The organism is Streptomyces sp. AM8-1-1, from assembly GCF_032229325.1.
GTDB classification, from domain to species: Bacteria; Actinomycetota; Actinomycetes; order Streptomycetales; family Streptomycetaceae; genus Streptomyces; species Streptomyces achmelvichensis.
Genome location: NZ_CP135086.1, coordinates 1,644,451 through 1,670,047 on the forward strand (window position 1 = coordinate 1,644,451; position 25,597 = coordinate 1,670,047).

The following is a 25,597-nucleotide window of genomic DNA, read 5'->3' on the forward strand; positions in this document are numbered from 1 at the left end:
GGCCCGATCCCGACGACAGGCCCTGCGCGGGGCCTGTCCGGCGTCAGGCCCTGGGCCTGTCGTGTGGATCGGGCCCTAAACGCTGCGCAGGGCGTGTTCGAGGATGGACGCGCCCTCTTCCGCCTCGGCCACGGTCAGGGAGAGCGGCGGCGCGACGCGCAGCGCACTGGTGTTGTGCCCGCCGCCCTTGCCGATCAGCAGCCCGCCCTCGCGCGCGGCCTCCAGGACGGCCGCCGCCGCCTGCGGATCGGCCTCGTCGGTGCCGGGCCTGACCAGTTCGATGCCGAGCATCAGCCCCCGGCCGCGCACCTCGCGGACGGCGGGCACGCTCGCCCCGATCCCGCGCAGCCGCTCGAGCAGCAGTCCGCCGACGCGGCGGGCGTTGCCCTGGAGGTCGTGCTCCAGCAGATACGCGAGGTTGGCGCTGCCCGCGGCCATGGTGACCGGTGAGCCGCCGAACGTCGAAATGGAGTTGGCGTCCAGCGAGTTCATGATCTCGGCACGCGCGACGACGCCGCCGACGGACATGCCGTTGCCGATGCCCTTGGCGAAGGTGAGGATGTCCGGCGGTCCGTTGCCGGCGTGCGCCTGCCAGCCCCAGAAGTGGTCGCCGGTACGGCCCCAGCCGGTCTGCACCTCGTCGGCGATCCACAGGATGCCGTGCCGGTCGAGGACTTCACGGAACGCGGCGTACAGCCCGTCGGGCGGGGAGGTGAACCCGCCGACGCCCTGGATGGGTTCGGCGATCAGCGCGGCGACGTCGCGGGTGTGGCCGAGCAGGTCCTCCAGGTCCGCCACGCACGCCTCGATGAACTGCGCGTCGGACAGGTGGGCGTACGGCCCCCGGGTGCGGACGCCGCCGTGCACGTACAGCGTCTGCAGCGGGGAGAGCGAGGTCGGCGACCAGCTGCGGTTGCCCGTGATGGACACGGTCGAGAACGACCGGCCGTGGTAGCTGTTGCGCATCGCCAGGATCTGGTTGGACCGGCGGTGTCCGGTGGCCAGCAGCAGGGCGGTGTCGTTGGCCTCGGTGCCCGAGGTGGTGAAGAAGACCCGCGCGTCGGGGATGCCCGAGAGCGCCGCGATCCGCTCGGCGAGCTCCACCATCGGGCGGTTCAGATAGAGCGTCGAGGAGTGGATGATCCGCCCGGCCTGCTCGCTCACCGCCTTGGTGACCTCGGGCAGCGCGTGGGCGGTCATCGTGGTGAGGATGCCGCCGAAGAAGTCGAGGTAGCGGTTGCCGTCCGCGTCCCAGACATGGCGGCCCTCGCCGTGTGTGATCTCGATGGGGCGCTGGTAGTAGAGCGCGACCCAGTCGGGGATCACGGCTTTGTGCCGGTCGTACAGATGACTCACGGCTGCACCAGCCCCTCGTACGCGTCGGGGCGCCGGTCGCGGTAGAAGGCCCACTGCTGCCGGACGGTGTCGATCAGGTCGAAGTCCAGGTCGCGTACGACGAGCTCCTCGGCCTTGTCGCTGGCCACCTCACCGACGAACTGGCCGCGCGGGTCGACGAAGTAGCTGGTGCCGTAGAAGTCGTTGTCGCCGTACTCCTCCTCGCCGACGCGGTTGATCGCGGCGATGAAGTACTCGTTCGCCACGGCGGCGGCCGGCTGTTCGAGCTGCCAGAGGTAGCTGGAGAGGCCGCGCGAGGTCGCCGACGGGTTGTAGACCAACTGGGCACCCTGGAGGCCCAGTTGCCGCCAGCCCTCCGGGAAGTGGCGGTCGTAGCAGATGTAGACACCGACCTTGCCGACCGCGGTCTCGAAGACGGGCCAGCCGGCGTTTCCGGGCCTGAAGTAGTACTTCTCCCAGAATCCCTTGACCTGAGGGATGTGGTGCTTACGGTATTTACCCAGGTAGGAGCCGTCGGCGTCGATCACGGCGGCGGTGTTGTAGTAGAAGCCCGCGCCCTCGATCTCGAAGACCGGTACCACGATGACCATGCCGGTCTCGCGGGCGAGATCCTGCATCCGGCGGACGGTGGGACCGTCCGGGACGGGCTCGGCCCAGCGGTAGTGCTCCGGGTCCTGGACCTGGCAGAAGTACGGGGCGTTGAAGACCTCTTGGAATCCGATGACCTTGGCACCCTGACGGGCCGCCTCCCGGGCATGTTCCTCGTGTTTGGCAATCATGGATTCGGTGTCGCCGGTCCAGGTCGCCTGGACGAGTGCGGCGCGTACGACAGTGGCCATGAGCTGCTCCTTCGGCCGAACGGCAGAGGGCCTCTACGCACGTAGACGAATGCGTAGATGGAGAACGTAAGCCCCGTCACACACTGGGGCAAGACCATCGTCGTCAACCCGCAGAGTCGATCGTGTTTCGCACCCGAGCGGTCGACACCGTACGGGTCAGGCGCCGAGGTGGCCCGAGACACGTAAGGCGTGGACAAGATCGCGCTCATGGGCCGCGGTTCCGGCACGGGCGGCGGCGAGCAGACGGGGGACGAGACGGGCGGGGTCGCGGTCGGCGATTCTCGCCGTGTCGGCGGGGGTGTGCAGCTGGGCGTAGGCGATGAGCAGGGCGAGCGCCTCGGGGGCGCGGCCGTCCTCGTCGAGGGAGAGCACGGCGGCGGCGATCTCGTCGGCGGGGCGGGTCACGCCCTGACGCAGGAGCTGGTGGCCGTCCTGGGCGCGGCCGGCGCCGGAGAGGGCTCCGGCGATCGCCGCGAGCCGCAGCACGGGCTGCGAGGCGGCCTCCCACAGCAGCGTGGCCCAGTCGGCCTCCAGGCCGGCGCGGTGGAGCTCGGCGGCGAGCACGGGCAACCAGGTGGCGGGCAGGGTGGCGGCCTCGCAGAGCAGGGCATGGGCCTCTCCGCTGCGGCCCTCGGCGCGCAGCCGCCCGAGGGTGCGCACGGTCTCGCGCGCGGCGCGCAGGGCGTCGTCGGGATCGGCGAGGACGGGCTGCTCCTGTTCGGGAGCCGTGCCCGCGCCGCCGTACCGTGCCCCGCGGGGCAGATCCCCGCCGACGGGGAGTTCGGGCACGGCGACGGCCTCGGCGTCCTCCTCCATGCCGGCGAACCGGGCGCCGCGCGGGCGCCGGCGCTTGTCCTTGGTCTTGCCGCCGTCCTTGCCGCCGTCCTTGCCGCCGTCCTTGCCGCCGTCCTTGCTCCTGCCCTTGCCCTGGTCGGGCCCGGCGGACGGCCCGGCCGTGTGGGTGTGCGGGCCGGGCCGGGGTCCTTCCTGTGCCGGAGCGGGCCACTGCACCGGGGCCGGGCGGGACGCCTGCCGGGGCACACGCTCCGCCGCTCCCGGGGCGCCGGCCCGGCCGTGTTCCGGTGGGGGAAGGGCGGCCAGGCGCCGGCGCAGTTCCGCGACCCTCGCGGTGGCCCGCGCGTGGTCGTCCCGGACCCACTCCAGCTCGTACGCCAGATGTTCCGCCGTCTCCGTGCCCTCCGGTTCGGAGGCGATCAGACGGATGAGCTCCTCGTCGCGACCGGTGGCGTGGATCAGTTCGCGCCGCATCAGCTCCAGGCGCTCCACAAGGGCCTCGCGACCGCCCGGCCGGCGGTCGTGGGCCGCGGCCGAGGCCGTGTGCAGCTGCTTCGCCCGGAGCTGTTCCTGCTCCACGAACTCCCGTCCGCGCACCACCGCGAGATCCTGGAGCAGTGATCCGACGACGTCCCACGGCGGGACCTCGAAGCCGTCCAGGCACGCCTGCATGCCCTGCGGGTCACGGTGCAGGAAGACCGCGTACCAGCCGCTGTCACGGTCCAGGAGCGCGGCCAGCCCCTTGAGGTACCGCGCGAACACACCGGTCTGTGCCGGTACTTGATGCACCGCCATCACTGTCCCGCCCCACCCTCGACTGGGTGGCATTGGACATCAGACGTGTTACGGCACTGCTACGCGCTGTTTTCAGACGGTTACCGCAATGCCGGTGTGCGGGCGCTTGCCGAGCCTCACCAGCGTGGCCGGCCAGTCGACCAGCCAGAACTGCCAGGTGTACTTGCGGGCCAGGAGTATGCGGATCCGTGCGGTCGCCGCCGCGTCGAGGAGCTCGGCCGTCCCTTCGGCGGTGGGGGCGCCCTCGGCGATCCGGCCGCGCACGTCGCACACGCTCACCACGACGCGCGGGTCGTTGCGCAGCCGCTTGACCTTCCAGGAATCGGTCCGTGTCCAGGCGTACAGCTTTCCGCCGTCCTCGGCGAACCAGACGGGGGTGGCGACACCCGTTCCGTTCTTACGGAACGTGGTCACGCTGATGTACTTGGCGGCGGCGAAGTCCTCGGCAGTCACGTTCGCGAGACTACGCCGTGTCCGGGGCCCCTGGCGCGGCCGGTCCGGCTATCCGCGCCCGTACTCCGGGTCCGCATCCCGGGCCGCGACGAGCTCGGGCCGGTGCGTACGCGCCCAGTCGCACGCCGCGTTCATCGGCTGGAGTGCCGAACGGCCCAGAACGGTGAGTTCGTACTCGACCCGTGGCGGATTCTCGTCGTACGCCGTCCGCTTCACGAAGCCGTCGCGTTCCATCGCGCGGAGCGTCTCGGTGAGCACTTTCGGGGTCACCCGGTGCAGCGCGACACGCAGTTCGGAGAAGCGGCGCCGTCCGTCCTCCAGGCAGCGCATCACCATCCCGGACCACTTGTCGCCGAACCGGAACGGCTGCAACCCGGCCGAGCAGTCGGGATCGTCGAACATGTCCGGCCTCAGCGGCTCCGGCTTCGTCTCCATGCGCTCCATCCTGCGTGCTCCCCCGGGTCCGCTCGGTACCTTTGCAGTAACCGGCCACCTCCGTTCTACCGTCCGGGACATGGGCCACATCATCGTTTTCGGAGCGGGCGGACGGGTCGGCAGAGCTGCGGTGTCGGAGGCGGCGGCGCGCGGCCACGAGGTGACAGCGGTGGTGCGCGACCCCGGCAGACACCCGGATCTCGCGGCGGACGGCATGACGGTCGTACCCGGCGATGCGACGGACGGAGCAGCGGTCGCCCGGCTCGCGGCGGGTCACGACGCGGCGGTCAACGCGGCGGCGCGGCTGGACGTCCCGGCGGAGGAGTTCTTCACGGGCGCGGCCGAGGCGATGGTCACCGGGCTGACCGAGGCCGGCGTGCGCCGCTTCCTGACGCTGGGCATCGCCTCGACGCTGGAGACGTCACCGGGTGTACGGGTGATGGACGATCCGGGCTTCCCCGAGCCGTACCGGGTGTTCTCCCAGGGGCATGTCGCGGAGTTCGACGTCCTGCGCCGGGCGCCCGAGGAGCTGGACTGGCTGATGGTCGTCCCGCCCATGGACCTGGACGCGGAAGCTCCCCGCACGGGCAGCTACCGGACGGCCCGGGGACGGCTCATCGACGGCGGCGGACGGATCGCGCACGGCGACCTGGCCGTGGCCCTGCTCGACGAGATCGAGCGGCCGCGCCACCGCCGTATCCAGCTCGCGGTGGCGGGCGAGGTCCCGTCGCTCGCCCGGAACCCGGTCACTGACCCGGTCTTGTTCCGAACGGCAGGCCCGGGTCGTACCTGATCGGCCCGGAGGCCCGTCAGGCGGCCGGCACCAGCGCGCAGCGCACCACGAGTTCGTCCATCGACAGACCGAGCACCCGCGCGAGAGCGGCGACCGTGAAGAACGCGGGCGTCGGGGCCCGGCCCGTCTCGATCTTGCGCAGGGTCTCGGCCGAGAGGCCGGCGGCCGCGGCGATCTCCACCATGCTGCGGTCGCCGCGCGCGACGCGCAGGATCCGGCCGAGCCGTTCGCCGCGTTCGCGCTCTTCGGGGGTGAGAGGGGTGCGCACCATGGCGGTATTCTAATGCTGGTATTCCAATACCGGTAGGACCGGTATAGTAATTGGCATGGTAGAGATCAAGACCGATGCCTCGATCGAGGCGATGCGCGAGGCCGGCCGCCTCGTGGCGCAGGCACTCACGGCGGCCCGCGAGACCGCGGCCGTGGGCGTCAGCCTGCTGGAACTGGACCGTGCCGCCCGGGCGGTGCTGGACGAGGCCGGGGCGGGATCACCGTTCCTGGACTATCACCCCTCATGGGCTCCCATCCCCTTCCCCGCGGTCATCTGCGCGTCCGTCAACGACGCGATCGTGCACGGCATCCCGGACGGATACCGCCTGCGGGACGGCGATCTGGTGAGCCTCGACTGCGGGGCGATCCGGGACGGCTGGGTGGGCGACTCGGCCGTCAGCTTCACGGTCGGGCGCGCCCGGCCCGAGGACGTACGACTGATCGCCACCGCCGAGGAGGCCCTGGAGGCCGGTATCGCGGCCGCCGTCGTCGGCAACCGCATCGGTGACATCGCCCATGCCGTCGGCCGCGTGTGCCGGACGGCCGGGTACGGCATCCCGGACGGCTTCGGCGGTCATGGCGTGGGGCGCAGCATGCACGAGGACCCGGGCGTCCCGAACGAGGGACGCCCGGGCCGGGGCATGCCGTTGCGCCACGGGATGGTGCTGGCGATCGAGCCGATGGTGATCGGCGGCGGCACCGACGGCCACCGCACGGCGGGCGACGGCTGGACGGTCCGCACGCTCGACGGCAGCCGCGCCTCGCACGCGGAGCACACGGTGGCGATCACGGACGACGGACCCCGCATCCTCACCGCGCTCTGACCGTGCCCTCGCGGACCGCAGGGCCCCGCCGCCGGATCCCCCGCCGTCAGAACCCGGCGACGAACTGCTTGGCAAGCGTCTCCCCGAGGGTCACCGCCGCCTCGTGGTTCTCGATCGGCAGCACCGTGGTGTTGGGGAAGAAGATGTACGTGACCCCGGCGGCGGTGCCGCCCGTCGACGGGTCCGGGTCGATGCCCAGCGCCCGGGCGGTGGCGTAGGACGCCTCACCGATGATCTGGCTGGGGCCCGTGTCCCCGACGACCGCGTACTGCACCTGGTTGTTGTGGATGACGGCGACCACGCCGCCCCCCTTGATGCCGGCGCTCGCGTAGTTCCAGATGGCGCTGGTGGTCGGCACGACGACATACGGCAGCCGCTCGGCGTCGAGAGCCCGGCCGTCGGACTGGTGGAAGGCCGTCGCGGCCTGGAACCAGGGGTCGGTGCCGGTGTTGCACGCGCTCGTGACCTGGCCGTCGCAGTCGATGTCCATGTCGGCCGTCCAGTACACGACGCCGTCCTTGCCGCAGACCGGGATCGTCGCCGGGGCCTCGCTGTCGGTCCGGTACAGGCCGTTCGAGATCTGCGGACAGCCCGTCACCTTGGCGAGCAGGTCGGCCGCGGTGACCGTGCCTTCGCGGAAGGCACCGGTGCCGGTCGCCGCGGAACTCGCCGTCGCGGGCAGCGCGACCGCCGCGAGGAGGGCCGCGCCGCAGACGGCGAGCGCGAGTGTGCGAGTGCGCATGGGGGGTGTCGCCTTTCTGTAAGGAAAGCGTCCTTACCCGCTCACGCGCACATCCGACCGCCCCCACCCGGCGCTCGCCGAGCCCGGAAGACCAACGTCCGCCGCCCGTCCGGGGTTTGGGGCCCCGGACGGGCGGCGGACGTTTGCGCCGTTCGGTCAGCGGCCGTACGGATCACCGCTGGGGCGGACGACCATGGCCGATCCGCCGCCCCTGCGGACCTTTTCGGCGGCGGCGAGCCAGCGGCCGTCGGGCAGCCGCTCGATGCCCGTCGCCGCGCCGATCTCCGGGTTCTGCCGGAAGGCGTGCCCGATCTTCTCCAGCTGTCCGCGGAGCGGGCTGTTCCACAGAGCCGGCTCGATCTCCGTCGTCGTCTGGTTGCGCTGGCTGGCGCGCGGCGCGGCGATCGCGTCCACCAAGGGCAGGCCCCGGTCCAGACGGCCCGTCAGGGACTGGAGGACGGTGGTGATGATGGTCGCCCCGCCCGGGGAGCCGAGTGCGAGGACGGGACGGCCGTCATCGAGGACGATCGTCGGCGAGATCGACGAGCGCGGTCGCTTGCCCGGACCCGGCAGGTTCGGGTCGTGCACCGCCGGGCTCGCCGGGGCGAACGAGAAGTCCGTGAGCTCGTTGTTGAGCAGGAAGCCCCGGTCGGGCACGGTGATGCCGCTGCCGCCGGTCGACTCGATGGTGAGGGTGTAGGCGACGACGTTGCCCCACTTGTCGGCCGCCGTCAGATGGGTGGTGTTCTCCCCCTCGAACGTGGTCGGTGCCGCCGTGCCCGATCCGCCGCACGCCACCGGCTTGCTCGGATCGCCCGGCGCCAGCGGGCTGGTGAGCACCGCGTCGTCCTTGATCAGGCATCCGCGCGAGTCGGCGAACCGCTGCGACAGGAGCCCCTTCGTCGGCACCTTCTCGAACGCCGGGTCACCGACCCAGCGCCCTCGGTCCGCGAACGCGATCCGGCTCGCCTCGATGAAGCGGTGCAGATACTGCGTCTGCGTGGCCTTCGACAGGTTGCTCCGCTCCAGGATGTTGAGCGCCTCGCCGACGCTGGTGCCGCCGGAGGAGACCGGAGCCATGCCGTAGACGTCCAGGCCGCGGTAGGAGACCTTCGTGGGCGCCCGCCGGATCGTCTCGTACGCGCGCAGGTCGCGCGTGGTCAGATCGCCGGGCCGTACGACCCGGGTGGCGCCCTTGGCCACCGGAGGCGTGCGGACGGTGCGCACGATGTCCTGGGCGATGTCGCCGCGGTACAGCGTGCCGACGCCCTTGCGGGCGATCTCCTTGTACGTACGCGCCAGATCCGGGTTCTTGAAGACCGAGCCGACGACCGGGAGCTGCCCGCCGGGCAGGAAGAGCTCCGCCGATGCGGGGAAGTCCGCGAAGCGGGCCTGGTTGGACTGGGTCTGCGAGCGGAAGGTGGCGTCGACGGTGAAGCCGTCCTTCGCCAGGCGTTCGGCCGGCTGCAACAGCTGCCCCAGCGGCCTGCTCCCCCAGGCGTCCAGCGCCGACTCCCAGGTCGCCGGGGTGCCGGGGGTGCCGACGCCCAGGCCGCTCGTCACGCCCTCCTCGAAGGGGATGGGCTTGCCGTTCTCCAGGAAGAGGGAGGCGTCGGCGGAGCGGGGCGCGGTCTCGCGGCCGTCGATGGTGTGGACCGTGCGGGACTTGGCGTTGTAGTAGACGAAGAAGCCGCCACCGCCGATGCCGGCGGAGTACGGCTCGGTGACGCCGAGCGCGGCGGCCGTCGCGACGGCCGCGTCCACGGCGTTGCCGCCACGGCGCAGCACCTCGATGCCCGCGGCCGACGCGTCCGCGTCGACACTGGCGACGGCGCCGCCGTAGCCCACGGCGACCGGCTTCTTGACCGGTGCCTCGCCCGGCGGCGAGGGGGTGGGCGGGGCCGCGGCCCCGATCGAGATGACGGCCGCGGTCACGGCCAGAGCCGACACATTCCGTGCGACGGAGCGACGCATCCGTACCTCCAGTCAACGTACGTCCGCGCAGCGTAACTTCACCGCGCACGTCTCGTCAGGACCGTCTCGAACAATGTCGCGACAACCCCGCTACCATGCGCGCCCATGACTGACGACGTACGCAACATCGTGCTCGGCGTGGTGGCCGCCGGCATCAGCGCCACGCTCGGCTGGCTCGCGCGCACGTATCTGTGGCGCCGCAAACTCCGTCGCAAGCAGGCATTCTTCGGTCTGCCCACGAACTCCGAATCGCTGCTCGTGGTCAACCGCGAGGCCGGCCGGGACGGCTCCGTGCACCGTTTCGACGTCTTCGCCCTGCTGGAGCTCTCCGCGCTGATCAAGGGCTGCGGGGCGCACGCCCAGATCGTCTGGCACGACACGGCCCAGCAGGGCTTCGGCGAGCGCACCGAGTTCTGTGTGGGCGGACCGTTCTCGAACCGGCGGATGGCCGCGCATCTGCATTCGCTGCTGCCCGGGGTGCGGATCAACACCGATCCGGAGCCGGGGCCCGACCAGGGGGCCTTCCAGATCGGGTCGGAGCGCTACCGGATGGAGCCCGGCGTCGCCGAGTACGTGTTCCTCGCCCGGCTCACCGCGGGCCAGGACGCCCGGCCGGTCTTCCTCTTCTGCGGCCAGCGCGCGATAACCAACCAGGCGGCGACCCGCTATCTCGCCCGCAACCACGAGAAGCTCACCCGCAAGCACGGGGCCTCGTCGTTCTGTCTTCTGCTCAAGGTGGTCAACTCGCAGGCGTACGGACCGGACGTGGTCGAGCTGGTCGCGGACGTCACCCGTGCGGCACAGGCACCGCTGCCCACCCCGCGGCCCTCGGCCCAGGCAGCGAGCTGAGGGCTGTCCCGTCATCGCCGTTGGATCAGCGCGCGGCGTCGGATGCGGTGCATCGCACGGCGATGGGGGCACCCCGCCGGAGGCTGGGGGAGGTCGCCCTCATACCGGTCGTATCCGGGCGATCCGTCAACGCGGCGTGGGGGCACCTCCCGTGCCCGAAGGGCTACGGGGGAGGGCCGTAGCTGTCGTCGTCCGCCCGCCGGGGACTGCCGGACAGCCCTGAGGACCGCGTTCGCGCCCCGTCAGGACCGTCCCACACGCACCGCGGCCCCCTGCGGGGCGTGCCGTGCGATCGCGTCGAGCAGTTCGGCCGCCTCCAGGTCGAAGACGCGCGTCTCGAAGCAGAGCCCCTGACCGCCGGCGGGCCGTCCGAGGTCGGCCGCGAGTCTGCGGTACGCGGCCCGTGGCCGGCAGGTCGGCGGCAGGCCCCCGACGGGTGCGGCGCAGTCGACGACGACATGGTCCGGCGGGGCACTCACGCCGGTGATCCGGGACCAGGGGACGGTCCTGGCCGGCCAGAGCGGCAGCCGTACCTCCAGCCCGCCGGCGTCGACGGTGAGGCGCATCGGCCGCACCAGATGCGCCGCGCAGCTGACGGCCAACACGGCCACCGGCACTCCGACGACCGCGAGCGCGATGCCTCCGGAGGTGCCGTTGGGCCCGTCGACGATCGACGCCGTGGCGATGCCCCAGACGACGAGCAGCACGATCGCGGCGAGCGGTATCCACTCGGCCCGCCGCCTCAGCCTCAGTCGCAGGATCGTTCCTGCCGGTGCCGGATCCATCAGGCGAGAGTGCCTGACGACCGGACAGAACACCAGGGGTCACGGCCCGCAGGAGGTCGTGGCCGGCCTCGGACCCGTGGACCAAACTTCTCTTTCCCTGCGTTTATCGTCACACCGGAGTTAGAGGGAAATCCGGGAAATTCCGGAACCCGCGACACCGGAGCGGACTCTCACTGCGCGACGAAGACCGCAACGGAGGTTTTGCCTTGAGCCGCACACGACCGCGCTTCCCGCTCGGCCGCCGACCCGTCCGCCCCGCCGTGTCCGTCGGCGGCGCGGTGCTTGCCGTGCTGCTCACCGGATGTTCCGGCGGCACGGCGGACGCCGATGCCGACGGCAAGGACGGGCCCGCCATCTCGGTGACCCCGACAGGCAAGCAGGCCGCCGGCGAGCCCGTACGGGTGACGCTCGCCGACGGAAAGCTGGCGGAGGTCACGGTCACCGACGCCAAGGGCGGACGGCTGGACGGACGCATCGCCGACGACGGCAGGAGCTGGACGTCGGTCCGCCCCGCGACCCCGGGCGCCCGCTACTCGGTCGCGGCGAAGGACACCGGCGGACGCGCCTCCACGGCGGCTTTCGCCACCGCCGCCCCCGCCAAGGTCAACAAGCTCGCGATGGCCCCGGGCAAGAACTCCACGGTCGGCGTCGCGCACCCCCTGTCGATCGTGTTCGACCACCCGGTGAAGAACAGGGCCCAGGTGGAGAAGCACCTCAAGGTCACCACCTCGAACAACACCGAGGGCTCCTGGGGCTGGATGCGCGACTGGTCGGGCAGGGACAGGGTCGACTGGCGGCCGAAGGAGTACTGGCGGCCGGGCACGAAGGTCTCGCTCGACGCCGAGCTAGCCGGCATCGACTCGGGAGCGGGCGGGTGGTTCGTCCGCGACTACGCGACGACCTACACCATCGGCAGGAGCCAGTCGGTCGCGGTGGACCTGGACCGGCACCGCCTGACGCTGGTGCGCGACGGCCGCGCGGTCAGGGAGGTGCCGATGTCCGCGGGCACCCCGGGCGGCGAGAAGGCGTCCTGGCGGGGCAGGACCGTGCTGATGGCGAAGGAGGGCACGATCAACATGCGTTCGGAGACCGTGGGCCTCGGCGACGCATACAACAAGATGGTCGACTACTCGATGCGGCTGACGTGGTCGGGCATGTACGCGCACGCGGCGCCCTGGAACACCGGCTACTTCGGCAACGCCAACCGGAGTTCCGGCTGCATCGGCATGAGCGACGCGGACGCCAAGTGGATCTACGGCCAGGTCCAGGTGGGCGATCCGTTCGAGGTCACGGGCAACGAGGCCAAGGGCACGCAGGCCCTCAACAACGGCTACGGCGAGTGGAATCTGCCGTGGGAGACCTGGCGGACGAAGAGCGCCCTGTACTGACGCGACGTCCAACAATCTTTACTCACACGTAACTTACCGAGGAGTTACCTCGCGTAAGTCGCTGACGTTACCGTCGGGTCACTTTCCCGTGACACGTGTGAGGAGTGACCTGTGGGACAGCCGCGCAAGGTTCTGCGCACCACCGCCATCGGCACCGTCTCCGCCGCGCTCCTCGCCGGGCCGGCGGCCGGTGTCGCGCCCGCCGCACCGGTCGCGGGCGTCACCGCACCGCTCAGGGCCGAACAGCAGACCGGGGTACCCGGCGTACGTTTCGTCGACATCAAGGGCGACGGCGGCACGGTGCTCAAGGGGAACGTGGTCACCCCGGCGGGCGCTGACGGCAGCCGCACCTATCCCGTACTGATCCTGCCCACCAGCTGGGCGCTGCCCCAGATCGAGTATCTCGCACAGGCCAAGAAGCTCGCCGACGCCGGATATGTGGTGGTCACCTACAACGCCCGTGGTTTCTGGCAGTCGGGCGGCTACATCGAGGTGGCGGGGCCGCCCGACGTCGCCGACGCGTCCAAGGTCATCGACTGGACGCTCGCCAACACCCCGGCCGATCCGAGCCGGATCGGGATGGCCGGTGTCTCCTACGCGGCCGGGATCAGCCTGCTGGCCGCCGCCCACGACAAGCGGATCAAGGCCGTGGCCGCCCTCAGCGGCTGGGCCGACCTCGTCGATTCCATCTACCGCGGCCGCACCCAGAACCGGCAGGCCGCTCTGCTGCTCAGCGGCGCCGGCTATCTCACCGGCCGGCCCAGCCCCGAGTTCCAGCAGTTCACCCATGACTTCCTCGGCTCCCATCTCGACAAGGAGCAGGAGATGGTCGACTGGGGGAAGAAGCGCTCACCGGCCGCCTTCGTGGACCGGATCAACGCCAACGGCACGGCCGTCATGCTGGGCAACGCCTGGGGCGACACGGTCTTCCCGCCGAACCAGACCGCGGACTTCTACGAGAAGCTGACCGTCCCCAAGCGGCTGGAGTTCCGCCCTGGCGACCACGCCACCCCCGAGATCGGCGGTCTCCTCGGGCTGCCCAACGACACCTGGACCAGCACCCACCGCTGGCTCGACCACTACCTCAAGGGCGACGACAACGGCGTGGACCGCGAGCAGCCGGTCCGTCTCAAGTCCCGTTCCACCGGCGCGTACGAGAGCTACCCCGACTGGAAGTCGGTCGCGGCGGACCGGCGCAAGCTGAACCTGGACGGCAGGAAGAAGATCTGGGCCAACGTCGATTCGGGCGCCAACGGCGGGCTCATCCTGCTGTCCAGCATGCTCGACCAGTTCGTGAAACTGCCCCCGATCGCGTCGATCCCGCTGCTGCCGCGGCCGTTCGCCGCCGTGTGGCAGTCGGAGCGCTACGACTCGACGCAGCAGATCCGGGGAACCGCGAAGCTGCACACCACGCTCACCGGTACCAAGGAGAGCGGCACCCTCGTCGCGTACCTCTACGACGTGGGCCCGCTCGGCCTCGGCAAGCTGGTCAGCAATGCGCCGTACACCTTCCACGACAAGACGCCCGGCACGCCGTTCGCCGTCGACCTGGAACTGTTCTCCACGGCCTACGACGTACCGGCGGGCCACCGTCTCGCCCTGGTCGTCGACACTGTCGACCCGCTCTACATCGAGCACAACCCGTTCGGCGCGCAGCTGACCTTCTCCTCGTCCGCAGCCGACCCGTCGTATCTGTCGGTCCCGCTGCGCCAGAAGTGATCACCGGCTGCTGCCAGGGGCCCCCGCCCAGGGCGGGGAAATGAGTTGTGCCCCATGAGCTGCTGTCCTGCCCTCCGTACCTATCGAGGCTCGGGAGGACCCCCGGGCAGCAGCGTCCCTGGTTCGGCCGGGGCGATGTCCACGGCCTCTGTTCTCGGATTGCGCCGCTGCCGCCTGGCCATCCAGTTGGCGAACCAGGAGAGCAGCATGCACATCCCGATGTAGATCGGCGAAATCACCATCACCACAGGGATGAACGGCAAATCGTAGTCGAGATTCGACGCGATGAGCTTGCCCGCGTGGAGGAATTCCTCATAGGTGATGAGATAGCCGAGTGAGGTGTCCTTGAGGGCGACCACCAGCTGACTGATGATCGTCGGCAGCATCGCGCGTACGGCCTGCGGCATCAGAACGTGGGCCATGACCTGTGTCTTGCGCATGCCGAGTGCGTACGAGGCCTCCCGCTGGCCCGGCTCCACGGAGTTGATGCCGGCCCGGAACACCTCGGCGAGCACCGAGCCGTTGTAGAGCGTCAGTCCGGCCACCAGGGCGGGCAGCGGCTGCACCTTCAGTGCGACGAAGATGAAGAAGATCATCACCAGCACGGGCATCGCCCTGAAGAACTCCACGACCACCGTGGCCGGCCAGCGCAGGGCCCGGTGTTCGGAGAGCCGGCCGACGGCGAGGATCCCGCCGAGGAGGAGCGAGAGCACAGCGGCGCAGGCGAACGCCTTGAGGGTGTTGCCGAGCCCCCTCAGCAGCAGTTCCTGGATGCCCTTGTACTCGAAGGGGGTCCACTTGGCCGCGGTGAACTGGCCGGTGTCGAACAGCAGATAAACGATCCAGCCGACCAGGGCGAGGACGGCGACGGTGGAGATGATGCCGTAGAGCCGGTGCCGCCTGCGGGTGTGGGGTCCGGGGACGTCGTAGAGGGCGGTGGAAGTCATCGGGCGACTCCGAAGCGCTTCTCGAGCACGTTGAACAGCGCACTGATGGTCAGGGTGATGATCAGGTAGCCGACAGCGATCCAGACGAAGGACCAGATGATGCTGTAGCCCATCTCGTTGAGGGGCTTGTAGACGCCGAGGAGCTCGGTGACGCTGAACGCGCCCGCGATCGCCGAGTTCTTGGCGAGGGCGATGAGTGTGGAGCCGACCGGTGGGATGACGCTGCGGAACGCCTGGGGCAGCACCACGGTGTTCAGGGTCTGGCCGAAACTCATCCCGAGGCTGCGGGCCGCCTCGCCCTGACCCGTCGGCACGGTGTTGATGCCGGAGCGCAGCGCCTCGCAGATGAAGGCCGAGGTGTAGCAGCCCAGTGCGATCACCGCGAAGACCTGGAAGGGCAGGACCAGCCCGAAACGCGGGAGTCCCAGCAGGACGGCGAAGAACAGCAGGGTGAGCGGGGTGTTGCGCAGCACGGTCACCCACACCGTGCCGACGACACGCAGCGAGCCCACGGGGGCGGCGCGGAAGGACGCCATGACGAAGCCGAGGACCAGGGCGAGGAGCGAGGCGTACACCGTGAGTTCGACGGTGCCGAGAAAGCCCTCGCCGTACAGGGAGAAGTTGTCGGTCAGTACGTTCACAGGTGCCTCGCTCAGGACGCCGGATAGCGGTCGATCGGGGGCGGCTTCGGGGCCGGTACCCCGGACAGGCCGAGCGTCGCTGCGTAGGCCTTCTGCCAGTTCCCGTTCTTCTCGTTGGCCGCGAGCGCGTCGTCGATCGCGAAGCGCAGGGCGTTGTCGTTGCGGGGGACGCCGATGCCGTACGGCTCCTGGGAGAACGGCTTGCCGACGACCTTGAGTTCGTCGGGCACCTTGGCCGCGTAGCCGGTGAGGATCGCGTCGTCGGTGGTCACGGCGTCGACCTGATAGGTGAGCAGGTTGTCGACGCAGACGGAGTAGGTGTCGTACGCGACGAGGTCGGCCTTCGGGTAGTCGCTCGCGATGCGCTGGTAGGGGGTCGAGCCGGCGGCCGAACAGACGCGCTTGCCGTCGAGGTCCTGGGGGCCCTTGATGTCGTTCTCGTCCGCCCGTACGAGCAGCGACTGGCCGGCGAGGAAGTACGGGCCCGCGAAGCCGACGAGCTTCTTGCGGTTGTCGTTGATGGTGTAGGTGCCGACGTAGTAGTCGATCTGGCCGTTCTGCAGGGCGGTTTCGCGGTTCGCGGAGGCGATCGTCCGGAAGGTGATGGTCCCGGGGTCGAAGCCCAGATAGGCGCCGACCATTTTGGCGATCTCGATGTCGAACCCGGTGTACAGGCCGGTGGCCGGGTCCTTCTCGCCGACGTACGGCTGGTCCTCCTTGGCCCCGACGACGAGGTGGCCGCGCTTCTCGGCCTTGCGCCAGGTCGGCGAATCGGGCAGCTGGAAGTCCTTGTTCACCTGGTAGTCCGGCAGTTGGTCGGCCTGCGGCCCCTTGACCGGTGGACTGCCTTCCTTGCCGCAGGCCGTGACGGCCACGGCCGCCAGGACGAGCGTCAGCGCCGCCAGGGCGCGCCTCGTACGCATCATCGGTACTGCACCCCCCGTCAGTGCTTGAGGATCTTGGACAGGAAGTCCTTGGCGCGGTCGCTCTCCGGGTGCGTGAAGAAGTCCTCCGGGGCACGGTCCTCGATGATGCGGCCGTCGGACATGAACACCACACGGTTGGCGGCGGAGCGGGCGAAGCCCATTTCGTGGGTGACGACGACCATGGTCATCCCCTCGCGGGCGAGCTGCTGCATCACCTCCAGCACCTCGTTGATCATTTCCGGGTCGAGGGCGGACGTCGGCTCGTCGAAGAGCATGACCTTGGGGTCCATCGCGAGCGCGCGGGCGATGGCGACGCGCTGCTGCTGGCCGCCGGAGAGCTGGGCGGGGTACTTGTCGGCCTGGGAGGCGAGTCCGACGCGGTCGAGGAGCTCATGGGCGCGTTTGTGCGCGTCGCTCTTCGAGCGGCCGCGGACCTTGACCGGTGCGAGGGCGACATTGGCCAGCACGGTCTTGTGCGCGAAGAGGTTGAAGGACTGGAAGACCATGCCGACGTCGGCGCGGAGCTTCGCCAGTCCTTTCCCCTCCTCCGGGAGGGGTTGACCGTCGATGGTGATGCTGCCGGATTCGATGGTCTCGAGTCTGTTCACGGTCCGGCAGAGGGTCGATTTACCGGAGCCCGAGGGGCCGATGACCACCACCACCTCACCGCGCCCGACGGTGAGGTTGATGTCCTGGAGGACGTGCAACTGTCCGTAGTACTTGTTGACGTCGCGCAGCTCGATCAACGGATCAACGGCCATAGACTGCCCTACCCACCCATCGCAGTGTCGAGGTCAGCGCAAACTATCCAGCCCGATAAGGGACTTCACACCCGACACGCATAAATGGGGCATAAGCCGTATTTACCAACTTCAGGCTTCGGCGGCCTCCGCGTAGACCTGGGAGAGCTCCGGCGAACCGGTCACGGCCCAGTCCAGACCGGCCTCCACGACGCTGATCTCACGGCCGGAGACGAGGCGCACCACCGGGCTGCCGCCCGGCCAGATGTGCCAGCTCGCGCCCGGGACGGTACGGACGATCACGGTGCCGAGGTAGAGCCCCGCGTCGTTGCCGAGCCAGGGCAGTTCCTCCGGGTCGTCGCGCCAGCGTGGCGGCAGCTGGTCGAGAGCGCTCAAGGATGCCGGGGAGTCGTCCAGTTCGAGCCCGGCCTGGCCCACTCGGACACGCAGCAGTTCGCACTCCGAGAGCAGCTCGGCGATGGCGGCCGCGCGCTCGGGGTCCTTCTCGGCGGCCGCGAAGTCACTCTCACCGGTGTCGGCGCTGTGGCGCTTGAGCCAGTTGTCCAAGAAAGGGATGTTCATACCACTCAGCCTCGCATCCCGGCGGCCCGACGCACTACAGGGCACGCGTCGGCAGTCGTCAGATGTCCAGATCCACGACCACCGGCGCATGGTCCGACGCGCCCTTGCCCTTGCGCTCCTCACGGTCCACGTAGCTGTCCTTGACGGACTTGGTGAACGGTTCGTTGCCGTAGACCAGGTCGATGCGCATGCCGCGGTTCTTCGGGAAGGCCAGCTGGCGGTAGTCCCAGTAGGTGAAGGGCTGGTCGTACTTGAGCGGACGCGGCACCACGTCGGACAGACCGGCCTCGCGCAGCGACGCCAGGGCCGCACGCTCGGGCTCGGTGACATGGGTGCTGCCCTCGAAGACCGACCGGTCCCACACGTCGTCGTCGGTCGGCGCGATGTTGAAGTCGCCCAGCACCGCGAAGGGGCGGCTGCCCGCCGTGTCCTCGGCCACCGACACCTTGAGCGCGTCGAGCCAGCTCAGCTTGTAGGTGTAGTGGTCGTGGGCGACCTCGCGGCCGTTGGGCACATAGACCGACCGGAGACGGACCGGTCCGCAGGTGCCGGCGATCGACCGAGGTTCCTGTGTGCCCTCGTAGGCCGGGCCGTCGGGCAGGCCCTTGACCACGTCCTCCAGGCCGACCCGGGAGACCAGCGCCACGCCGTTCCACCGGCCGGCGGCGTGGACCGCCGACTCGTAGCCGATCTCGCGCAGCGCGTCGGCCGGGAACTGCTCCTCGGTGCACTTGGTCTCCTGGAGGCACACCACATCGGTGCCGCTGCTCTCCAGCCAGGCCAGCAGCCGGGGCAGCCGGGCGGTGATCGAGTTGACGTTCCACGTGGCGATACGCATGAGGAGAAGCCTAACGGCGGGGTGTGACAGTCAGAGGTCCGCCGTCTCCCCCGGGCCGAGCCGGTCGTGCTCCGCGCCGCTGAGATTGCCGAGATGCTGGTCGTACAGAGGGCGTGCGAGGTCGGTGAGCAGAGCGTCGTGGATGTCGACGGACCGCCGCGGCTCCACCTCGCGCACATAGTCGATGATCTCCGCGATCTTGTTCCACGGCGCGTGGACCGGAAGCATCAGCGTCTCGACGGGGTGGTCGGGGACCGTGAGCGCGTCGCCCGGATGGAAGACCGAACCGTCCACCAGGTAGCCGACGTTGGTGACCCTCGGCAGGTCCGGGTGGATCACGGCGTGCAGTTCACCGTGGACCTGGACGTCGAAGCCCGCCGCGGTGAAGGTGTCGCCGTGCCCGACGGTGTGGACCCGCCCCGGGAACGCCGCCGAGATCTTCTCGGCGACGCTCCGCAGGGTCCAGATCTCCGCCTCCGCGTTGGCCTCCAGCGCCGCCCGCAGCCGGCCCTCGTCGAAGTGGTCGGGGTGCTCGTGGGTGACGAGGACGGCGTCGGCTCCGACGGCGGCGTCCTCCTCACTGAAGGCGCCCGGATCGACGACGAGGGTCCGTCCGTCCTTCTCCAGCCGGATGCACGCGTGCTTCTTCTTCGTGAGCCTCATGACTCCATCCTGCTACGGCCTCGGTGTGGTCTCCTCCTGGATGACGGCCTGGGCCACCTTGAAGGCGGAGTTCGCGGCGGGTACGCCGCAGTAGACGGCGGTGTGGATCAGCACTTCCTTGATCTCGTCGGGGGTGAGCCCGTTGCGCAGCGCCGCCCTGGTGTGGAACGCCAGCTCGTCCAGGTGACCGCCCGCGACCAGCGCGGTCAGGGTGATCACGCTGCGCGTGCGTCTGTCGAGTCCCTCCCGCGTCCACACCTCGCCCCAGGCGTAGCGGGTGATCAGCTCCTGGAAGTCGCCGGTGAAGCCGTCGGCGGCGGCCGTCGCGCGGTCGACGTGCGCGTCGCCGAGCACCGCGCGGCGTACCGTCATCCCCGCCTCGTAGGGGTCGGGGCGGCCGTGCGTCACCGCCTCGGGCTGGGCGTGACCGGCGGGGCCGATCTCGGCGACCGGGCCCATCGGCGCGGAGACCGCCGGTACCGCGTGCGGCACCGGGATGGCGGTCAGGGTGTCCTGCCAGGCGCTGGAGAAGTGGCGCACGAGAAGGTCGGTGACGGCGGAGGGCTGCTCGACGGGCGCGAGGTGCGAGGCACCGGGCACCAGCGCCAGCCGGGCGTCCGGTATACCGGCGACCAGGGTGCGGGCCTCGGCCGGTCCGGTCACCTGATCCTCGGAGCCGACCAGGACGAGCGTGGGCACCCCGACGCGGCCGAGTTCGGCACGGACGTCGAAGGCCGCGAGCGCCTCGCAGGTGGCGATGTAGCAGCCGGGGTCGGTGGTGCGCACCATCTGGACCGCCCATTCGACGATCGCCGGCTGCGCGAGGGCGAAGCCCTGGGTGAACCAGCGTTCCGGCGCGCTGCGGGCCATCGGGTCGAGGCCGTTCGTCCGCACGATCACGCCCCGCTGACGGAACTCGTCGGCCGTGCCGAACCGCGGCGATGTGGCGACCAGCGCGAGCGACGCGAGGCGGTGGGGATGGCGCAGCGCCAGTTCGAGGCCGATCGCCCCGCCGACGGAGCAGCCCGCGTATCCGAAGCGCTGGATGCCCAGTTCGTCGAGCGTCGTCAGCAGCCGGCCGGCGAGCTCGGCGACGGAGGGGGCGGGGTACGCGGGAGCGCCGCCGTGCCCGGGGAGGTCGAAGCGGAGGACCCGCCACTGGCGGGCGAGGTCCCCGATCTGGCGGTCCCACATGTGCCAGGTGGTCCCGAGCGAGGGCCCGAGGATGAGTACGGGGGCGTCGTCCGGACCGTCGATCCGGTACTGAAGGGTCTTCGGGGGCGTCTGCGTGTCACTCACCCGCTCCACGGTAGTGACTCCGGGGTCATGAGTGGACGGCCCCCCTCCGCTCGCTGCCGTGAGGCCCGGCCGTATGCCGGTCAGGGGGTGGTCGTGGAGACTCAGGGGGTGGTCGTGGAGACGACGTAGACCTTGGGACGGTCCGTACGGGTCATGTCGACCGTGATGTCCTGGCTGGGCAGCGGGTCCTTCTGCGTATGGCTGGCGCCCGCCCAGTCCCGGGACGGCGGGAATTTCCAGCCGACGGTGTCCGCGTCCCGGTCGCCGATGGTGATCTCGCCGTTCTTCAGCGCGGCGCGGTTGATGCCGACGCCTTCCAGGAACAGGTCCAGCCCCGCGGACGTGGTCCGGAACTGCACGAACAGCCGGCTGGTCTTCCAGTTGCTGGTCTCGTAGTACGCGACCCCCTTGGACTTCGGAGGGATCGGCACCCCGAAGACCCGGCGCTTCATCTGCGACGGCCAGGTGTCCCGCAGCCCGCTGGCCGAGGACTCGGCCTCCTTGTCCCGGCCGCTGTCCCGGCTCTGCTCCGCGGAGACGACCAGATAGCCGGCCGGGATACCGACGAGCAGCACGATGATGATCGCCGTCAGCCAGCGGCGGCGGATCATGTGGCGTCGGTCCTCCGGCGGACGGAAGTTCTCGTCGGGGGCGGCGGACTGGCGGGGCACGGTCATGACTACGGTTCCTGGGTGGGGCCGGGCGATCCGGCGTTGCGGAGGGCCTGCGCATAGCGCTCGTAGCGTTCGTGGCGCTCCACCCGTCGCCGGTTGGTGCGGCGGAAGCGGCGAGCCACGAGCCGAGCGAGGTCGGCCGCGCCGACCATACCCGCCTCGGGCCCGAGCTGCGCCTTCGCGATCTTGGCCTCGGGCCGGTATCCGCGGCCCGTGAGGTGGCGGCGGAAGGCGTCCCGGGCGGGTCCGATGAGCAGGTCGTCGGCGGCGCTGACACCTCCGCCGATGACGAAGCAGGAGGGGTCGAGCGCGGCGGCGAGGTTGGCGATGCCGACGCCGAGCCACTGGCCGATGTCCTGGAACAGTTCGACGCACATGGCGTCGCCCTCGCGGGCGAGTTCGGTGATCAGCGGTCCGGTGATGTCGCCGACGTTGCCGCCCACCCGGTCGATGAGGCTGTAGGCGACCGGGGAGTCGGCGGCCGCCAGCTCCCGGGCCTCCCGGACGAGGGCGTTGCCGGAGCTGTACTGCTCCCAGCAGCCACGGTTTCCGCAGGGGCAGCGGTGCCCGCCGGGGACGACCTGCATATGGCCGAACTCACCCGCGACCCCGTACTTGCCCCGCTTGACCTGGCCGTCCTCGAGGATCGCGCCGCCGATGCCGGTGCCGAGCGTGATCATGACGAGATGGTCCTCGCCGCGGCCGGCGCCGAAGCGCCACTCCGCCCATGCGGCGGTGTTGGCGTCGTTGTCGACCAGTACGGGCACGGCGAGCCGGGCCGTGAGCGCGTCGCGCAGGGGTTCGTTGCGCCAGGCGAGGTGCGGGGCGAAGAGCACCGTGGACCGGTCGGCGTCGACCCAGCCGGCCGCTCCGATGCCCACCGCGTGCACGTCGTGCCGGTCGGAGAGGTCGAGCACCAGCTCGCAGATGGTGTCCTCGACGACCTTCGGGCTCTTGGACTTGTCCGGCGTCTCGGTGCGGACCTTCTCCAGGATGACCCCGTCGGCGTCGACGACGCCGGCCATCACCTTCGTCCCGCCAATGTCGATTCCGACGGTCGGCACACGCGGCGCCGTGAGGTGCGACCGCCGCTCCCGGGTGCCGACGGTACGCAGGACGGTGGCGCGGGCGGAGCCGCGGTGGGCGAAGTCGCGGTAGGTGCTCATGTCCCTGCGGGGTTTCGGGGGCGGCTGACGGGCCCGATTCTGCCATCCGGGCCGTCGGCCCGCGGCCCCGGCCGAGGGCCGGACCGGCCCGGCGCCCCTGGGCGGGAGCGCCGGGTCCGCGGTGCGGACGGCTACTGGTCGTGGCCGCCCAGGTGCGTCGGTACGGGTGCGCGCTCCAGCTCGTGGCGCAGGTCCTCCAGCTCGCTGCCGCCCGCCATCTGGCGGGTGAGTTCGTCGAGCGTGACGGAGTCCTTGGTGTGGCTGGCGGACATGACACCGCGCTTGAGCAGGATGAAACGGTCGCCGACGAGATAGGCGTGGTGCGGGTTGTGGGTGATCAACACGACCCCCAGCCCGGCGTCGCGGGCTGCGGCCACATACTTCAGCACCACGCCCGACTGCTTCACCCCGAGGGCGGCGGTCGGCTCGTCGAGGACGAGGACCTTCGCACCGAAGTAGACGGCGCGGGCGATGGCCACGCACTGGCGCTCGCCGCCCGACAGCGTCCCGATGGGCTGGTCGACGTCGCGCAGGTCGATCCCCATGCGCAGCAGCTCGGACCTGGTGGTCTCGCGCATCTTGTCGACGTCGAGCCGCTTGAGCGGGCCCTTGCCCCTGGTCGGCTCGGAGCCGAGGAAGAAGTTCCGCCAGACCGGCATGAGCGGCACCACGGCGAGATCCTGGTAGACCGTGGCGATGCCGCGGTCCAGCGCCTCGCGGGGGCTCGACAGGTCCGCCTCCTCCCCCTCGATGAGGAAGGTGCCCGCGTCGTGCCGGTGCAGCCCCGCGATGATCTTGATGAGAGTGGACTTGCCGGCGCCGTTGTCGCCGAGGACGCAGGAGATCTCCCCGGCGTGCACCTCCAGCGAGACACCTTCCAGCGCGCGAATGTTGCCGTAGTACTTGCTGACGTCGTCGAGCTCGACGAGAGGCGTCCGCCCGGTGTCCGCGGGCTCCGTGGACTTCGGCGTGGTCATCGCGTTGCCTCCGCACGCTTGCGGACCCATGCGTTGAGCAGGGTGGCCAGAAGGAGCATCGCTCCCAGGAAGAACTTGAACCAGTCCGGGTTCCACTCGGCGTACACGATGCCCTTGCTGGTCATGCCGAAGATGAACGCGCCGACCGCCGAGCCGATCGCGGAGCCGTAGCCACCGGTGATCAGACAGCCGCCGATGACGGCCGCGATGATGTACGTCAGTTCGTTGCCGACGCCCTCCCCGGACTGCACGACGTCGAAGGAGAAGAGGAGGTGCTGTCCCGAGATCCAGGCGGCGAACGCGACGCCCATGTAGAGGCCGATCTTGGTCCTGGTGACCGGCACACCGACCGCGCGGGCCGCGTCCGCGTTGCCGCCGACGGCGAAGATCCAGTTGCCGAAGCGGGTGCGCAGCAGGATCCAGGTGGCGAGCGCGACCAGGGCGAACCACCAGAGGATCGTCACCTTCAAGGTGATGTCGCCGAGGGTGAGTTCGGAGGCGAAGAGCTTCTGCGCGGAGGTGAAGCCGTCCATGTCGGCGATGGACTTGGTGGAGACCGTGCCGCTGATCAGCTTGGTGAAGCCGAGGTTGAGGCCGGTCAGCATCAGGAACGTGCCGAGCGTGATGATGAAGCTCGGCAGTTTCGTCCGGATCAGCATGTAGCCGTTGAACACCCCGACGGCCAGCGTCACCACCAGCGAGACGAGCAGCCCGACCCAGACGTTGGCGGTCATCTGGTAGCTGAACATCGCCGAGATCAGCGCGGAGGTCGTGACCATCACGCCGGCCGACAGGTCGAACTCGCCGCCGATCATCAGCAGTGCGACCGGCACGGCCATGATGCCGAGCGTGGAGGCCGCGTACAGCACGGTGGAGAAGCTGGACGCCCGCAGGAAGGAGTCCGCGACGATCGAGAAGAAGAGGAAGACCGCGACCGCGCCGACGACCGAGCCGAGCTCGGGCCTCGCCATCAGCTTGCGCAGGGGCGAGGTGCGCATCAGCCGCTCGTCGGTCTTCTCCGGCTGCCGGGTGCCGGCAGGTGGTGCGGTAGCACTCATCGGGTTCCCCGCTCGGTGTAGTCCTCGAGCTCGGCGGCGTTCTCCTTGGTGATGATCTGCGGACCGGTGAGGACGGGCCGCCCGCCGCCGAGGACATCGGCGTTGTACTGGTAGAGCCACAGCAGATCGACGGCCTCGTACCCCTGGAGGAACGGCTGCTGGTCGACCGCGAAGCCGAGGGTCCCGGCCTTGAGACCGCTCGCGACCTTGGCGTTCAGATCGAAGGTGTCGACCTCGGCCTTGCTGCCCGCGGTCTTCTTCGCCTGTACGGCGGCGTCCGCGAACGGTGCGCCGAGGGTGACGACCGAGTCGATGGAGGGGTCGGCCTGGAGCTTGGCCTCGATGGAGGCCTGCACGTCGGGCATGTTGGTGCCGTCGACGTACAGGTTCTGGAGGGTGCCGTCGAAGGTCTTCTTGGTGCCGGCGCAGCGCTGCTCGTGTCCGACGTTGCCCTGCTCGTGCAGGACGCACAGGGCCTTCTTCTTGCCCCGCTTGTCCAGCTCGTCGCCGACGGCCTCGCCCGCGATGGTCTCGTCCTGGCCGATGTGCGTCAGCGCGCCGTACGGCTTGGACTGCTCGGATCCCGAGTTGACGGTGATCACGGGGATCCCGGCGGCAGTGGCCTTGGCGAGGACGCCCTTCATCGCGTCCGGCTTGGCAAGCGTCACGATCAGGCCGTCGACCTTCTTGTCGATGGCGGCCTGCACGAGCTGGGCCTGCTGCTGGCCCTCGTCGCTGTGGGAGTACAGGAAGTTGATGTTGTCCTTGGCGGCGGCCTGCTTGGCGCCGTTCTGGACGATGTCCCAGAAGGTGTCGCCGTCGCCCGAGTGGGTGACCATCGCGAAGGTCCAGCGAGGGGTGTTCACGGCGGCCTTGCCGGCCGCGGCCTGCGCCTTGCGCGCGTCCTCGGCCCGCTTTCCGCCGGTGCTGCTGCATCCCGCGAGAGAGGCTCCGAGTACCGCCGCCAGCAGCGCGCCCAGTGCGCGTACCCCTGTCCTTGCCCTAGCCACGACGCCGTGCCCTTCTTGCCGATTCTCCCGGTGCGGCCGGGGGGCGTGTCCTCGCGCCC

At 70.2% G+C, this 25,597-nt stretch carries 27 protein-coding genes; 5 read left to right on the forward strand and 22 right to left on the reverse strand.

The window, feature by feature from the left end:
- Positions 1-75 precede the first annotated feature (75 nt).
- The 5 genes from RPQ07_RS07440 to RPQ07_RS07460 all read right to left on the reverse strand — a co-directional run bounded on the left by RPQ07_RS07440 (position 76) and on the right by RPQ07_RS07460 (position 4,673).
- Complete coding sequence (locus tag RPQ07_RS07440; RefSeq protein WP_313943259.1) at positions 76-1,356, reverse strand: aspartate aminotransferase family protein; 1,281 nt, start codon at positions 1,354-1,356, stop codon at positions 76-78.
- The gene (locus RPQ07_RS07445; protein WP_313943260.1) at positions 1,353-2,195 is read right to left on the reverse strand and encodes a nitrilase-related carbon-nitrogen hydrolase; all 843 of its coding nucleotides are present in this window, start codon (positions 2,193-2,195) and stop codon (positions 1,353-1,355) included. The genes RPQ07_RS07440 and RPQ07_RS07445 overlap by 4 nt, the downstream gene beginning before the upstream one ends.
- 156 nt (positions 2,196-2,351) lie before the next feature.
- Positions 2,352-3,785, reverse strand: coding sequence for a hypothetical protein (locus RPQ07_RS07450; RefSeq protein WP_313943261.1), 1,434 nt, complete (start codon positions 3,783-3,785; stop codon positions 2,352-2,354).
- A gap of 72 nt (positions 3,786-3,857) precedes the next feature.
- Positions 3,858-4,238: a PPOX class F420-dependent oxidoreductase gene (locus RPQ07_RS07455; RefSeq protein WP_313943262.1), complete on the reverse strand. Its 381-nt coding sequence runs from the start codon at positions 4,236-4,238 to the stop codon at positions 3,858-3,860.
- Positions 4,239-4,286: 48 nt separating this feature from the next.
- On the reverse strand, positions 4,287-4,673 hold the full coding sequence (locus RPQ07_RS07460; protein ID WP_313943263.1) for a helix-turn-helix domain-containing protein: 387 nt from the start codon (positions 4,671-4,673) through the stop codon (positions 4,287-4,289).
- A 79-nt stretch (positions 4,674-4,752) separates the two neighbouring features.
- Here RPQ07_RS07460 and RPQ07_RS07465 point away from each other — a divergent pair, with 79 nt between their 5' ends.
- Positions 4,753-5,466: an NAD(P)-dependent oxidoreductase gene (locus tag RPQ07_RS07465; RefSeq protein WP_313943264.1), complete on the forward strand. Its 714-nt coding sequence runs from the start codon at positions 4,753-4,755 to the stop codon at positions 5,464-5,466.
- A 16-nt stretch (positions 5,467-5,482) separates the two neighbouring features.
- Here RPQ07_RS07465 and RPQ07_RS07470 read toward each other — a convergent pair whose 3' ends face one another.
- Positions 5,483-5,737 carry a helix-turn-helix transcriptional regulator gene (locus RPQ07_RS07470; protein WP_313943265.1) on the reverse strand — a complete coding sequence of 85 codons (255 nt, stop codon included), beginning with the start codon at positions 5,735-5,737 and terminating at the stop codon, positions 5,483-5,485.
- A 55-nt stretch (positions 5,738-5,792) separates the two neighbouring features.
- On the opposite strand from RPQ07_RS07470, the gene map reads away from it, so the two are divergent.
- On the forward strand, positions 5,793-6,560 hold the full coding sequence (map, locus tag RPQ07_RS07475) for a type I methionyl aminopeptidase (RefSeq protein ID WP_313943266.1): 768 nt from the start codon (positions 5,793-5,795) through the stop codon (positions 6,558-6,560).
- A gap of 46 nt (positions 6,561-6,606) precedes the next feature.
- Here the strand turns inward: map and RPQ07_RS07480 are convergent, their stop codons facing one another.
- Positions 6,607-7,302, reverse strand: coding sequence for a glycoside hydrolase family 75 protein (locus RPQ07_RS07480; RefSeq protein WP_313943267.1), 696 nt, complete (start codon positions 7,300-7,302; stop codon positions 6,607-6,609).
- Between the two features lie 156 nt (positions 7,303-7,458).
- On the reverse strand, positions 7,459-9,276 hold the full coding sequence (gene ggt, locus RPQ07_RS07485; protein WP_313943269.1) for a gamma-glutamyltransferase: 1,818 nt from the start codon (positions 9,274-9,276) through the stop codon (positions 7,459-7,461).
- A 105-nt stretch (positions 9,277-9,381) separates the two neighbouring features.
- Between ggt and RPQ07_RS07490 the strand changes: the two genes are divergently transcribed.
- Complete coding sequence (locus RPQ07_RS07490) at positions 9,382-10,125, forward strand: hypothetical protein (RefSeq protein WP_313943270.1); 744 nt, start codon at positions 9,382-9,384, stop codon at positions 10,123-10,125.
- Between the two features lie 242 nt (positions 10,126-10,367).
- Here the strand turns inward: RPQ07_RS07490 and RPQ07_RS07495 are convergent, their stop codons facing one another.
- Positions 10,368-10,910 carry a PH domain-containing protein gene (locus RPQ07_RS07495; protein ID WP_313943271.1) on the reverse strand — a complete coding sequence of 181 codons (543 nt, stop codon included), beginning with the start codon at positions 10,908-10,910 and terminating at the stop codon, positions 10,368-10,370.
- Between the two features lie 206 nt (positions 10,911-11,116).
- Here RPQ07_RS07495 and RPQ07_RS07500 point away from each other — a divergent pair, with 206 nt between their 5' ends.
- Entirely contained in the window at positions 11,117-12,298 is a 1,182-nt protein-coding gene (locus RPQ07_RS07500) for a L,D-transpeptidase (RefSeq protein ID WP_313943272.1), read from the forward strand.
- A 111-nt stretch (positions 12,299-12,409) separates the two neighbouring features.
- Positions 12,410-14,017 carry a CocE/NonD family hydrolase gene (locus tag RPQ07_RS07505; protein WP_313943273.1) on the forward strand — a complete coding sequence of 536 codons (1,608 nt, stop codon included), beginning with the start codon at positions 12,410-12,412 and terminating at the stop codon, positions 14,015-14,017.
- Between the two features lie 80 nt (positions 14,018-14,097).
- On the opposite strand, the gene RPQ07_RS07510 is transcribed toward RPQ07_RS07505, so the two are convergent.
- The 13 genes from RPQ07_RS07510 to RPQ07_RS07570 form a co-directional block, all read right to left on the reverse strand.
- A complete protein-coding gene (locus RPQ07_RS07510; RefSeq protein WP_313943274.1) occupies positions 14,098-14,964 on the reverse strand; it encodes an amino acid ABC transporter permease in 867 nt (288 codons plus the stop codon).
- Positions 14,961-15,605, reverse strand: coding sequence for an amino acid ABC transporter permease (locus RPQ07_RS07515; RefSeq protein ID WP_313943275.1), 645 nt, complete (start codon positions 15,603-15,605; stop codon positions 14,961-14,963). Before RPQ07_RS07515 ends, RPQ07_RS07510 begins: the two co-directional genes overlap by 4 nt.
- Before the next feature lie 11 nt (positions 15,606-15,616).
- The gene (locus RPQ07_RS07520; protein WP_313943276.1) at positions 15,617-16,531 is read right to left on the reverse strand and encodes a glutamate ABC transporter substrate-binding protein; all 915 of its coding nucleotides are present in this window, start codon (positions 16,529-16,531) and stop codon (positions 15,617-15,619) included.
- Between the two features lie 17 nt (positions 16,532-16,548).
- A complete protein-coding gene (locus RPQ07_RS07525; RefSeq protein ID WP_313943277.1) occupies positions 16,549-17,292 on the reverse strand; it encodes an amino acid ABC transporter ATP-binding protein in 744 nt (247 codons plus the stop codon).
- A 111-nt stretch (positions 17,293-17,403) separates the two neighbouring features.
- A complete protein-coding gene (locus tag RPQ07_RS07530) occupies positions 17,404-17,853 on the reverse strand; it encodes a DUF6278 family protein (protein ID WP_313943278.1) in 450 nt (149 codons plus the stop codon).
- 58 nt (positions 17,854-17,911) lie between these two features.
- Complete coding sequence (locus tag RPQ07_RS07535; protein WP_313943279.1) at positions 17,912-18,691, reverse strand: exodeoxyribonuclease III; 780 nt, start codon at positions 18,689-18,691, stop codon at positions 17,912-17,914.
- 30 nt (positions 18,692-18,721) lie between these two features.
- Complete coding sequence (locus RPQ07_RS07540; protein WP_313943280.1) at positions 18,722-19,354, reverse strand: MBL fold metallo-hydrolase; 633 nt, start codon at positions 19,352-19,354, stop codon at positions 18,722-18,724.
- A 12-nt stretch (positions 19,355-19,366) separates the two neighbouring features.
- On the reverse strand, positions 19,367-20,653 hold the full coding sequence (pcaC, locus tag RPQ07_RS07545; protein ID WP_391837670.1) for a 4-carboxymuconolactone decarboxylase: 1,287 nt from the start codon (positions 20,651-20,653) through the stop codon (positions 19,367-19,369).
- Positions 20,654-20,754: 101 nt separating this feature from the next.
- Positions 20,755-21,330 (reverse strand): hypothetical protein, encoded by a 576-nt coding sequence (locus RPQ07_RS07550; RefSeq protein WP_313943282.1) that lies wholly within the window; start codon positions 21,328-21,330, stop codon positions 20,755-20,757.
- Positions 21,331-21,332: 2 nt separating this feature from the next.
- Entirely contained in the window at positions 21,333-22,493 is a 1,161-nt protein-coding gene (locus RPQ07_RS07555; protein ID WP_313943283.1) for an ROK family glucokinase, read from the reverse strand.
- Positions 22,494-22,624: 131 nt separating this feature from the next.
- Complete coding sequence (locus RPQ07_RS07560; RefSeq protein ID WP_313943284.1) at positions 22,625-23,470, reverse strand: ATP-binding cassette domain-containing protein; 846 nt, start codon at positions 23,468-23,470, stop codon at positions 22,625-22,627.
- Positions 23,467-24,528: an ABC transporter permease gene (locus RPQ07_RS07565; RefSeq protein ID WP_313943285.1), complete on the reverse strand. Its 1,062-nt coding sequence runs from the start codon at positions 24,526-24,528 to the stop codon at positions 23,467-23,469. The genes RPQ07_RS07560 and RPQ07_RS07565 overlap by 4 nt, the downstream gene beginning before the upstream one ends.
- On the reverse strand, positions 24,525-25,538 hold the full coding sequence (locus RPQ07_RS07570) for a sugar ABC transporter substrate-binding protein (RefSeq protein ID WP_313943286.1): 1,014 nt from the start codon (positions 25,536-25,538) through the stop codon (positions 24,525-24,527). Before RPQ07_RS07570 ends, RPQ07_RS07565 begins: the two co-directional genes overlap by 4 nt.
- Positions 25,539-25,597 lie beyond the last annotated feature (59 nt).

Coding starts and splice junctions, on each gene's coding strand:
- RPQ07_RS07445 (WP_313943260.1), bottom strand. CDS start 2,195: ATGGCCACTGTCGTACGCGCCGCACTCGTCCAGGCGACCTGGACCGGC.
- RPQ07_RS07450 (WP_313943261.1), bottom strand. CDS start 3,785: ATGGCGGTGCATCAAGTACCGGCACAGACCGGTGTGTTCGCGCGGTAC.
- RPQ07_RS07460 (WP_313943263.1), bottom strand. CDS start 4,673: ATGGAGACGAAGCCGGAGCCGCTGAGGCCGGACATGTTCGACGATCCC.
- RPQ07_RS07465 (WP_313943264.1), top strand. CDS start 4,753: ATGGGCCACATCATCGTTTTCGGAGCGGGCGGACGGGTCGGCAGAGCT.
- RPQ07_RS07470 (WP_313943265.1), bottom strand. CDS start 5,737: ATGGTGCGCACCCCTCTCACCCCCGAAGAGCGCGAACGCGGCGAACGG.
- map (WP_313943266.1), top strand. CDS start 5,793: ATGGTAGAGATCAAGACCGATGCCTCGATCGAGGCGATGCGCGAGGCC.
- RPQ07_RS07480 (WP_313943267.1), bottom strand. CDS start 7,302: ATGCGCACTCGCACACTCGCGCTCGCCGTCTGCGGCGCGGCCCTCCTC.
- ggt (WP_313943269.1), bottom strand. CDS start 9,276: ATGCGTCGCTCCGTCGCACGGAATGTGTCGGCTCTGGCCGTGACCGCG.
- RPQ07_RS07490 (WP_313943270.1), top strand. CDS start 9,382: ATGACTGACGACGTACGCAACATCGTGCTCGGCGTGGTGGCCGCCGGC.
- RPQ07_RS07495 (WP_313943271.1), bottom strand. CDS start 10,910: ATGGATCCGGCACCGGCAGGAACGATCCTGCGACTGAGGCTGAGGCGG.
- RPQ07_RS07510 (WP_313943274.1), bottom strand. CDS start 14,964: ATGACTTCCACCGCCCTCTACGACGTCCCCGGACCCCACACCCGCAGG.
- RPQ07_RS07520 (WP_313943276.1), bottom strand. CDS start 16,531: ATGATGCGTACGAGGCGCGCCCTGGCGGCGCTGACGCTCGTCCTGGCG.
- RPQ07_RS07525 (WP_313943277.1), bottom strand. CDS start 17,292: ATGGCCGTTGATCCGTTGATCGAGCTGCGCGACGTCAACAAGTACTAC.
- RPQ07_RS07530 (WP_313943278.1), bottom strand. CDS start 17,853: ATGAACATCCCTTTCTTGGACAACTGGCTCAAGCGCCACAGCGCCGAC.
- RPQ07_RS07535 (WP_313943279.1), bottom strand. CDS start 18,691: ATGCGTATCGCCACGTGGAACGTCAACTCGATCACCGCCCGGCTGCCC.
- RPQ07_RS07540 (WP_313943280.1), bottom strand. CDS start 19,354: ATGAGGCTCACGAAGAAGAAGCACGCGTGCATCCGGCTGGAGAAGGAC.
- RPQ07_RS07550 (WP_313943282.1), bottom strand. CDS start 21,330: ATGACCGTGCCCCGCCAGTCCGCCGCCCCCGACGAGAACTTCCGTCCG.
- RPQ07_RS07555 (WP_313943283.1), bottom strand. CDS start 22,493: ATGAGCACCTACCGCGACTTCGCCCACCGCGGCTCCGCCCGCGCCACC.
- RPQ07_RS07560 (WP_313943284.1), bottom strand. CDS start 23,470: ATGACCACGCCGAAGTCCACGGAGCCCGCGGACACCGGGCGGACGCCT.
- RPQ07_RS07565 (WP_313943285.1), bottom strand. CDS start 24,528: ATGAGTGCTACCGCACCACCTGCCGGCACCCGGCAGCCGGAGAAGACC.